The sequence below is a fragment of the Evansella tamaricis genome (genome assembly GCF_019042215.1).
Lineage (GTDB): Bacteria > Bacillota > Bacilli > Bacillales > Salisediminibacteriaceae > Evansella > Evansella tamaricis.
Window position 1 is genome coordinate 1 of the sequence record NZ_JAHQCS010000150.1, and the last position, 10,197, is coordinate 10,197.

Annotated in this window: 8 protein-coding genes and 1 pseudogene; 4 read left to right on the forward strand and 5 right to left on the reverse strand. The window is 42.1% G+C overall.

Annotated elements, in window-relative coordinates; genetic code table 11:
* Both KS419_RS18455 and KS419_RS18460 read left to right on the forward strand, forming a co-directional pair.
* Positions 1-1,185, forward strand: a 1,185-nt coding sequence (locus KS419_RS18455; RefSeq protein ID WP_217067864.1) for an N-acetylmuramoyl-L-alanine amidase, incomplete at its 5' end; no start/stop codon positions are given.
* Positions 1,186-1,346: 161 nt separating this feature from the next.
* Positions 1,347-3,854 carry a CotH kinase family protein gene (locus tag KS419_RS18460; protein ID WP_217067865.1) on the forward strand — a complete coding sequence of 836 codons (2,508 nt, stop codon included), beginning with the start codon at positions 1,347-1,349 and terminating at the stop codon, positions 3,852-3,854.
* A gap of 42 nt (positions 3,855-3,896) precedes the next feature.
* Here KS419_RS18460 and KS419_RS25350 read toward each other — a convergent pair whose 3' ends face one another.
* Both KS419_RS25350 and KS419_RS18465 read right to left on the reverse strand, forming a co-directional pair.
* The gene (locus KS419_RS25350) at positions 3,897-4,019 is read right to left on the reverse strand and encodes a hypothetical protein (RefSeq protein WP_281419848.1); all 123 of its coding nucleotides are present in this window, start codon (positions 4,017-4,019) and stop codon (positions 3,897-3,899) included.
* Positions 4,020-4,276: 257 nt separating this feature from the next.
* Entirely contained in the window at positions 4,277-6,328 is a 2,052-nt protein-coding gene (locus tag KS419_RS18465; RefSeq protein WP_217067866.1) for a penicillin-binding transpeptidase domain-containing protein, read from the reverse strand.
* A 483-nt stretch (positions 6,329-6,811) separates the two neighbouring features.
* Between KS419_RS18465 and KS419_RS18470 the strand changes: the two genes are divergently transcribed.
* Positions 6,812-7,795 carry a C40 family peptidase gene (locus tag KS419_RS18470; RefSeq protein WP_217067867.1) on the forward strand — a complete coding sequence of 328 codons (984 nt, stop codon included), beginning with the start codon at positions 6,812-6,814 and terminating at the stop codon, positions 7,793-7,795.
* 171 nt (positions 7,796-7,966) lie between these two features.
* Here the strand turns inward: KS419_RS18470 and KS419_RS18475 are convergent.
* Positions 7,967-8,272, reverse strand: a pseudogene (locus tag KS419_RS18475) (hypothetical protein); the annotation flags it as partial.
* Between the two features lie 289 nt (positions 8,273-8,561).
* On the opposite strand from KS419_RS18475, the gene KS419_RS18480 reads away from it, so the two are divergent.
* Positions 8,562-8,798: a CpXC domain-containing protein gene (locus tag KS419_RS18480; protein ID WP_217067869.1), complete on the forward strand. Its 237-nt coding sequence runs from the start codon at positions 8,562-8,564 to the stop codon at positions 8,796-8,798.
* A gap of 127 nt (positions 8,799-8,925) precedes the next feature.
* On the opposite strand, the gene KS419_RS18485 is transcribed toward KS419_RS18480, so the two are convergent.
* Both KS419_RS18485 and KS419_RS18490 read right to left on the reverse strand, forming a co-directional pair.
* On the reverse strand, positions 8,926-9,786 hold the full coding sequence (locus tag KS419_RS18485; RefSeq protein ID WP_217067870.1) for an SGNH/GDSL hydrolase family protein: 861 nt from the start codon (positions 9,784-9,786) through the stop codon (positions 8,926-8,928).
* Positions 9,787-9,982: 196 nt separating this feature from the next.
* Positions 9,983-10,197, reverse strand: a 215-nt coding sequence (locus KS419_RS18490; protein WP_217065473.1) for a zinc ribbon domain-containing protein, incomplete at its 5' end; no start/stop codon positions are given.

The window sequence follows — 10,197 nt, forward strand, 5'->3', positions numbered from 1 at the left end:
GAAGTTTTTAACAGTCCACTCCAATTCGACAAACGGCATGAGGACCTTCTTGAGATTAAGCGTATATTAAACGCAAACGGTTATGGTGGAATTACCGTAACAGACTATTTTGGTAGTTTCACAGAACGTCGGGTTAAGGAGTTTCAAAATGACTTTGGCTTGCCTATTAGTGGAATCATTGATGATACTACTCTAGTAAAAATTTTTACTCTTAAGAACACAACCAAACATTTCCAACTAGGGGATAGACACCCCGAGATAATTACATTAAAAATTAATTTGGACCGGTTAGGTTTTGGTGGTATATTACTCACAGATTATTTTGGTGATTTTACTACTACTCGCATTAAACAATTCCAAAGACATTATGGACTTAATGTTAATGGAAAAGCTGATATTGTAACATTAGCAAAAATAGATGAAATTTTAGACAGTCCTTTCCAGTTAGGTAGACATCATGAAGACTTAATACACATAAAAAGAAAATTAAATAAACTGGGATACAGTGGTATTTCTGTAACCTCTTATTTTGGTTCATTTACGGAAAGGCGTGTTATGGAGTTTCAATCCGAAAATTCATTACCTATAAGTGGTATAATCGATGAGATTACACTAAATAAGATTAATAGCGCAATTGTAGGACCTTTAAGTAGAAAAACCATAGTATTAGACGCTGGTCATGGTGGTTCTGACCCGGGAGCCATTGCTAATGGTATGCGCGAGAGTGATTTAGTTCTAGATATTTCTTTAAGAACTAAAGCCCTACTAGAAGCTCAAGGTGCAACTGTCATTATGACTAGAACGAGAGATGTTTATTTAACATTAGCTGAACGTGCTGCAATTGGTAATAATTCAAATGCAGACATCTTTATCAGTGTTCATGCGAATGCCTTTAATGGGACTGCAAATGGTACTGAAACATTTTGGAATAACAGATATGCTGGACAAAACAGCAGTAAATTAGCCCATTCTCTTCAGAATGCAGTGGTAAGAAAGATGGGAACAACTCATCGAAGGGTTGCACAAGAATCTTTCCACGTAATAAGAGAAACAAGGATTCCAAGTGCTCTATTAGAAGTTGGCTTCATGGATCATTCAGGTGATGCTGCGAAGTTAAAGCAAAATAGTTATAGACAAAGAGCAGCTGAAGGTATCTTAGATGGCGTGCTTAATTATTTCAAGTAAGAATAACTTTTAAGGTAGCTACTATTAGCTGCCTTTTTCTTTATCCCTAAACTACTAAAGCATTAATTCCATGAAATGGTATACTAGAAAGAGATTTTTCATAAAAATGTAGATTTACTCTTATCTTCACTAATCTCCAATCCACCATAGGGGAGGATCCCATGAACAATAAGAAGCGAAGACAGATAATAATAATATTATTCCCCATTCTTCTTGGGGGCTGGATTGGTGCTTTCTATCTCGTTGATTCTCCTGGATTAGACGAGAGGCCAATCAACGTTCCAGAACAGGAAACTAGTGCTCCTTCTCATGAGGAAGAAATTTCTGATGAACCAATCATTTTTCAAGATCCTGTGTTTGAAAAGGCTGTTCGGAATGCACTGGACTATCCTGATGGTGAGTTTCGCCATAGTCAATTAAAGGATATAGAATCTCTGTCCCTCCGCAATAGTAATCTTATAGATATTGCTGATTTAGAGCACTTCACTTCGTTAGAAAAACTAGATTTGCGGGATAATGGGATTCGTGATGTTGATGTATTAACTAGTCTGCCCAAATTAAGAGATTTAAACCTCCGGGGAAATCAAATAGAAGAAATTACTGCCTTGGGTTTCTTGACACGCCTCGAGGAATTAAATTTACGGGAAAACCTTGTCACAGATATCTCACCGCTACAGGATCTAACCGCCTTAACAGATATCAATTTGAGGTATAATCGGATATCGAATATTCAACCGCTTGCAAATCTATCTAACCTCCAAGAACGACTTTATTTAAATGGAAATCCAATAGTGGATTATACACCTATCTATGAAAGGTATTCGTATATCGCAGAGACGGATTTTGAACTTATACCCCATTTTTCCCATCCAGGGGGTTTTTACGATTCGGAATTTCACCTAGAATTAACATCCCCATATACTGACAGCAACATTTATTATACATTGGATGGTTCTGAGCCTGATCCAATATCAAATCCTGAAAATACATATGAATATACGGAACCTATTTATATCCAAGACAGAACGAACGAAGAAAATGTTCTCTCCATGATTCGAACGGCGTTGGATTCGGCTTATACGTTTTGGCAGCCCCCGGCAGAACTAGTGACAAAATCCACTGTCGTCCGTGCCAACATTGTATCAGGGGATGGAGTGACAACGGAAACAGCTACCCACAGTTTTTTTATCAGCAAGGACTATTCGTTGCCAGTAATTGCAATCAACTCTCACAGGGACACCTTTTTCCACGAAGAAACGGGACTGTTTGTGAATGGAAATTGGGACAATCGTGGCAGGGACTGGGAAGGGATATCTCACATGGAGTTTTTTGAAGCTGATGGAACACTCGGTTTTTCCCAGAATATTGGTGTTCGCATTCATGGGGGCTGGACGAGAGAAGGTCCTCAAAAGTCTCTCCGGTTATACGCCCGATCCGATTATGGGACAAACTTGATTTTCCACGACATCTTCCATGATACGGATAATCTCGCCCACAAACGGCTGATTCTCCGTAACTCGGGAAATGACTTTCATCGAACGATGTTTCGGGATGGGCTCATTCAAACTCTCGTAAATCATTTGAAGATGGATACTCAGGCGTTTCAACCGGCCATCGTCTTTTTAAATGGAGAGTACTGGGGAATTCAAAATATTCGAGAACGGTATGATGACTGGTATTTGCTCCACCAGTATGGGCTAAATCAGGAACAGGTGACCATTCTCGGGAATGACGGGGAATTGGATGATGGTTCGCCGGACGGAATCGAGCATTATGAGAACTTAATGTCCTTCGTTCGAGAAAATGATCTCCGTCCCCATGAAAATTATGCGTATGTGGCGGAACAGATAGATATTGATAATTTCATCGATTATTATGTGGCGCAGATCTACTCCGCTAATACGGATTGGCCGCAAAATAATGTGAGGATGTGGCGGTATAACATCAGTGAAGATGTACAAACAGAGGAACAGGTTCCGTTTGGCCATGACGGCAAGTGGCGTTGGATGCTGTTTGACACAGATTATGGTTTCGGTGTTCAGCCAGGGTTAGGGTTTGCTGGTGGCAGTAATATGGACACTAATGCTCTCATACGACTTGTGGGGGAGGAGGCTTATCAGATTCTGTTCCACTCTTTGATTGAAAATGAAATATTCCGGGAAAAATTTATCCAACGTTTTTCCGATCAGTTAAATACAGCGTTTTTGCCAGAGAGAGTGCTGGAAGAGCTAGAGACTATTTATGATATTTACAAAGGGGAAATGTCGGAGCACATTGCCCGGTGGAATATTCCTTCTTCCTACGGAATGTGGGAACAGGAAGTGGATGTGATGAGGCAGTTTGCCCAGGAACGCCCACGATATCAGTGGCAGCACCTCCAATCCTTCTTTAACTTGGAGGATACGGCAACGGTGCAGGTGGAGACTGATCCAGAAAAAGGACTGGTTCAGATTAATTCCATCATTGTGAGTGAGGAAACCCCTGGTGTGAGCGACACTGCCCTTTGGGAAGGAAATTACTTCATGGGGCAACCAATAGAAATATCCGCTGTTCCAATGGAAGGCTATCAGTTTGCAGGATGGGAAGGTGAATTAGCAGGGAAAGATACGGTGGTGGAAGTTCTCTTAACTGACAACCTGTCTATTGAGCCTATTTTTGAGGAAGAATAAGAAAATCTAGTGGCTTCCGCTAGTGGTTTTTAGAAGAAGTGTTCATTCATCGGGCAAAACGCCACGTCCTGTGGCATGCCCAATATTAGGACGTCCTGTCCATCCATCGGGACAGAACGCCACGTCCTGTGGCATGCCCGATATTAGGACGTCCTGTCCGTCCATCTGGCAAAACGCCACGTCCTGTGGCATGCCCGATATTAGGACGTCCTGTCCGTCAAGGTATTCAAGGGCAGCACTGCTCCCGTAGCGCCCGCTGAAATAAATACTCTTAACCCAGCACTAGACAACATTAGTAAAACTTATACTTTTGTATTATTTAAAAAGGGAACGCACTATTGACAAAGTGCGTTCCCTTCTTTTTATCTTTGTTTTTCTTAACCAATTTCGTTTGACAGCTTTTCATTCATCTCGGTTCGGTTCTACCAATTCCCGATCCGATTTAAGAATTCGTTGACTTTGTTAACGGTATATCCGCTGCCACCACGGCCTTCCACGTTTTCGATCATCATGGCAACTAACAGGTCTTTGTTTTCATAATCAAGAGCAACATACCATCCTAATTGTTCCCCGTCAGTGACTTCCCGACTTTCTTTTAATTCCGCCGTCCCTGTTTTTCCCGCCATGGAGCGATTGTGGTTTGCTTCTGGACGGTAAGCTGTGCCGTCGGAATCCTCTACGACAGAGATTAATGTGTTTAAAACCGTTTCTGCTGTTTCACTAGAAATCACATTCTCTTTCCACATGCCAGGTTGTTCGGAAGTAAACAGCAGTGGGTTAACAATACTTCCTTCGTTGACAAACATCGTATAGAGGGTCGCCAAGTGCACTGGATTCATTTGTACTTCCCCTTGCCCGTAACCTGTATCCGCGAGCAGAATATCGGAATTTAGCCCATCATTGGCAATGCTTGAAGTATAAAGGGGATACCCAAATGGGAGCGATTCCCCGAAACCAAATAATTCGGCCCACTCTTCCATAGCACTGTCACCAATGTTTAACGCCTGTCTTGCAAAATAGATATTATCGGAAAACTTCATCGCCGTCTCCAAGTTCACATCAGAGACATTTTCATTTACACGGGTAATTTCATAACTACCCCAGCTGCTGTCGGGCTGCCATTGTTTTCCGTCGATCGATAAAACTTCCTCCGGATCTAGTGTTCCCTCCTCGATTCCCATGGCAGCTGTAATCGGCTTGAACACAGATCCTGGTGAATACCTATTCTGGAATCGACGATCGAAAAGGACATCCGTGTTATCCATGCCTTCTGCTCTCGGATCCCTCAATCCAAGGTATCTCAAGTTGGAATCAAATGCCGGTTCACTTACGAGAGCTAAAACTTCCCCGGTCGTGGGATTCATCACAACAGCTGTTCCCGCATCCTCGCCCATTGTGGAAATAAGTGTCCTCTGCATTTCCACATCGATCGTTAACGTTATATTCTCTCCATCCACTGGGGCAGAACTCTTGAGAACATGTTTCACATTTCCTTCATCATCGGTGATCGAAATGGTGACTCCTCTCTCGCCACGGAGACGTTCTTCCAGTTCCAGTTCCAACCCACGTTTTCCAATTATCGAGTGAGCATTATACCCTTCTCCAGGCCGCTCTTCTAACTCATCTGCCGTAATCGCCCCAACATAACCGATTAAGTGACCAGATACATCTCCAAATGGATACTCCCTTCCTTCCACCCGGTCCAAGAGAACACCTTGGATATCAAGGAGTTGATCTCTTCTTAGATCATTTAAGGCAATTCGCTGAATATCTGCAAACCAATCGGGATTGTCTGGATAGCGGCCCGCAAGCCGTCGAACTTCTTCCACATCTAAATTTAATAACTCTGCATATGCTGCTGTTGCTCCATCAAAGTCTTCCGTCCTATCGGGAACGAAACCAGTATTGTAGACTTCCCCATTAACCGCCAGTTTCTTACCGTTTCGGTCGAAGATTTCCCCACGATTTGGATATTCTGAGCTGATGTCCAGCTTATCCTCATTCGTTTCAAGACCCATAAACAAGTGGGAAGGATGCCACGCCACTTTCCATTCTTCCACCTCATCGTCCCCGTCGATCTTTATTTCTTTAACAAGTACCACTTCGCTCGAGTATTGGATATCTCCGGCTATGGAGTCCATCTGAACCTCCACTGGATAAACGAGTTCCTCCACTTCGTCCAAATCCACTTCTTCTTCCTCAAAGTCACGGGATTCAAATTCCACTTGAATGGTTTGCACCCCTAAATCCTCATGCACCTTTTCCATTCTTTCTTGTAGAACATAATCCAATCCTTCCAACTCTGCCTGCGACTCCTCATCCAAATCAGCTATCATCGCATCGTAGTTTTGCCCTTCCCACGCCTCCACGTAAGAGACAAGAGAATCTTCCGGATTAACCTGCTCCTCGTCCGAACATCCGATGACAAGACCCGTTAAGATAGCGAAAAATAACATGCTACGTATCCTATTCATTCATATACCCCTCCTATTTGAAAAAACCAGTGTGCTTTTTTAACTTTTTTGCATTTTTCCGACTCGTTTTTTGACTCGTTTTCTTTCTCTACGATTCTTCACATCCCTTAGAAAAAACGATGAAAAATTCCCTACTATTATTTTATACAACACTTCTTCGTTTTGTAAATTTTTGAGAAGAATAAGAGCGCTTTTTCACTTGGACTAATTATTCTGATTGATAGAATATTAGAAAGACCGGCACTTTGGGCAAAGGATATTAGGATTCCTTCAAAAAGCCAATGATTTCATCACTTACAGGCCCTGTTTATGAACTGATAATTTTTCCAACTGGGGAATGTTTTTCCTGTATTATTTCTTCTACGTAACAGAAGCGTTAACGTTTCTTGTCTTTCTACCAAATCGTATTGTCCAAAGTAGATTACTAGTCTACACTTCTATTAGAGCAAACAGACATCACGATTTAAAGGAGAGGAAATCATCATGAAGAAATACGTCTTAACATTGGCATTAGCTGGCGCTTTATTTGTTTTACCAGACAATGCAGACGCAGCATTAGGGGATCAGACATTACGAGAAGGTATGAGACATGGAGATGTTGTTGAGCTTCAAGAAGCCTTAAGACAACGGGGATATTTCACTTTCCACACCTCTACAGGATTTTTTGGCACGATCACAACGGATTCCGTTCGTCGTTTCCAACGGGATGCCGGTATTACAGTGGACGGTATCTTTGGCCCACAATCTTTCCGAGCATTAACAGGATCTAATTCATCAACTTCCACTTCATCAAACAGTTCTGTGCAGCAAACAAGTGCAACTAGTCAGTTTTCACGCACTTTAAGAGAAGGAATGCGCGGAGACGATGTGGTGGCATTACAAGAAGCATTAAGACAACGGGGTCATTTTACACACCATACATCCACTGGATTTTTCGGAACGATCACAAGAGATGCCGTGAGAAGTTTCCAACGAAGTGCAGGAATCACGGTTGACGGAATTGCTGGACCGCAAACGTTCCGTGCTTTAAATAACACAACTGCAAGTTCAGGTTCATCAAACGTTTCAGCAGGTCATGTCAGTAACCCTACAAACTCGGCTTCAAGTACATTGAATGCCGTTATAAATACAGGGAAAAGTTTAATTGGAACTCCTTACGTATGGGCTGGTAGTACTCCAGCAGGATTCGACTGCAGCGGATTCCTTCAATATGTATTTGCACAACATGGAATCAGCATTCCAAGAACCGTTGCAACGATCCACAGTGCAACAACTCGAGTTTCTACACCTCAAGTGGGAGATCTAGTTTTCTTTGAAACGTATGCACCTGGTCCATCACACGCTGGAATTTACCTTGGAAATGGAGAGTTCCTTCACGCTGGATCTTCAACTGGTGTAACGATTACGAAGATGAGTAATTCATACTGGAGCCAACGTTACCTTGGTGCAGGACGAATTAATCAGTAAGAAAGTAACTTACCCATTGAAATAATATCACACATAGAAGGTTGATCCAAAGGGTGTAGTGGAGTGTTAGGCATTTTAGCTAGTAACCTCACTCTCCCCCGAGGATCCCTTCTTTTTTATTGTTTTATCGTGAACGGAGTATAGGTACTGTTAGCTTTTCATCAAAAGTTTCTAGTACTTTTCCAGTTCCTTGTTGATTTTCTTAAGAAGGGCTTCGATCTCCACTAATTCGGGATTGTGTTTTTCAAGGTATTCTTCCAACTCCCGCTCATACTGGTAAACTTCGGTTTGAAGTTTTTCAGCGATTTGGAACTGTTCCTCTTTTTTTATGGATGACACTATCTTGAATCGGTTTCTGTACTTTTCCAACATTCTCTCAATGTTTTCTTTCCGGTCTAAGATCTCTTGTTTTTTGGTTTCTAATTCTTCTTTCCAAATTTGCAGATCATCGTACATTCCATCACCTTCCCCTTTCCTTTTTCCTCCACTCTATCTTCTCATGACCACAAGATTTTATCAAAAGAAGAGAAGGGAAGAGATTTGAGATGCAGCCATATAAGGATGAGAAAATTGGGAAATTTATCCTTATGTATGCTTCTTTTTTCACATTCATCTTTTCCCAAGTACAGGACATTGGTTTTCTTTGTTGAATGTTCAAAGAAAAGACATATTTTTTCCGTTCGTTTATGGTATTATTTTTCCGAAGAGATGTCGAAAGATTTTTTTGTTTGTCGAAAAATAGTTATGGTGTAGTGAGGTGAATCCAATGCCAATTAGTCTTTTTACACAGAAAAGAATCGAACAACGTTCTCATGTCATTTGTCCTTCCTGTAACGAAAAAACGAGTTACACCGAATGGAATCAGATCGCTAAAGATGTTTACGGGAAAAACAGCCCGGACATTCGGGCAGCATCCTTAAATCCAAAGGTTTCTTTTCCATTCCAATGCCCTAATTGTCATATGGGTTATTCCGCTCACTTACTTCAATTCACAGACAAATAATATCCTAAAAACGCATGATATAGAATGCTCCCACGGTATGACAACGTCACCACCAATGGCCGAGCCATTCGTATACCATGCGTTTTTTTTCAAGCAACGTCACTCTATTTTTCCCGAATGTAAAGCATTAGTCTTCCAGCACTTCATTCCTAAACAATTTACTGATACTCTTGCTCCACAATTCATGCCCCGCTTGTGTTGGCACGTTGTGTTCCTCATGAACATACTCCCGCAGTTCCTCATCCTCCACCCCAGGCCATTCCTGCCAGTGATCGATATAGTTAAGTCCTGCCTGGACAGAATACTCCTTCAGATCTTCCACTTGAAGTGGGTAGAATTGCGTATTAAATACCGGCGGTGAAGGCTGAATATAAACGATCAGATCCTCCCTCTCCCTCAGGAAAGCCCCCATGATCATCTCCATACTTTCGATCGTATGGATAATATCCACTCCGGAATTACTGTTCCAGACGAACGGTTCAAACAAGATGATATCCAAATCCCCGTAGGTGGCAACCGCATCTAGGTGTAATCCTTCTTGTACTACTTCTATGCTCGTTGCACCGCCAAGGGAGACTGTTTCCACTTGAAACAGTTCCCGGCCATAATCTGCATTTAAGCGTTCCTCCAGCAGTACCGGCCAGGGCGTGATCCCTTCGTTTACCGAATCCACCAGTGCCCGGGACCCGAACGCAAGAATCTTGATTTTCTCCCCTTCTTCCAACTCCTCGGAAAAATAAAGTGGTTGGATTTGGTCCACAATAGCTGTTTCCAGACCCTCGGTAAGCTCCAGAAACCGTTGCTGTTCCTGTTGACGCTTTTCCTCTTCCGCTGCAGCCCGCTGCTGTATCTCGTTCTCCACAAATTCCCGGTGCTGAATTTGGGCTGTTTCCGCAATAGCTGTCAGTTTTCCCTCGTAATAAAACCTTCCGAAAAACACCGACCCAATAGAAACTATAAGTAATATGATGACTCCCCATTTTTGCATAACCGTTCCCTCTCACCTATCTTTACACTCATTTTTGGTCATTTTTGAACTACTCACCACTTAACACCCTTTCGGGTTGTTAGAAGTGGGAGATTCTTGGGAATAGAGCGTACTTGTTAGCGTATTTCTTTGCCAACAGAGGTTTCTCTTATTGACCAAGCTATCCCCGTAGATTCCTACGGTTCTATTTTTTTGTTTAAGCCAAAACTAAGGTTCTTAAACCTTCGGCTAGGATATTTTTGCTGGCATTTATATCTCTATCGTGATGTTCGTTGCAAACAGGACAAGTCCAATCCCTTATTTCAAGAGATTTCTTGCCATCTTGATGTCCACAATCGGAACATATTTGACTAGACGGAAACCATCTGCTTATTTTCACGATTGTTTTACCATACCATTTCGCTTTGTATT

Coding starts and splice junctions, on each gene's coding strand:
- KS419_RS18460 (WP_217067865.1), top strand. CDS start 1,347: ATGAACAATAAGAAGCGAAGACAGATAATAATAATATTATTCCCCATT.
- KS419_RS25350 (WP_281419848.1), bottom strand. CDS start 4,019: ATGGACGGACAGGACGTCCTAATATCGGGCATGCCACAGGACGTGGCG.
- KS419_RS18465 (WP_217067866.1), bottom strand. CDS start 6,328: ATGAATAGGATACGTAGCATGTTATTTTTCGCTATCTTAACGGGTCTT.
- KS419_RS18470 (WP_217067867.1), top strand. CDS start 6,812: ATGAAGAAATACGTCTTAACATTGGCATTAGCTGGCGCTTTATTTGTT.
- KS419_RS18480 (WP_217067869.1), top strand. CDS start 8,562: ATGCCAATTAGTCTTTTTACACAGAAAAGAATCGAACAACGTTCTCAT.
- KS419_RS18485 (WP_217067870.1), bottom strand. CDS start 9,786: ATGCAAAAATGGGGAGTCATCATATTACTTATAGTTTCTATTGGGTCG.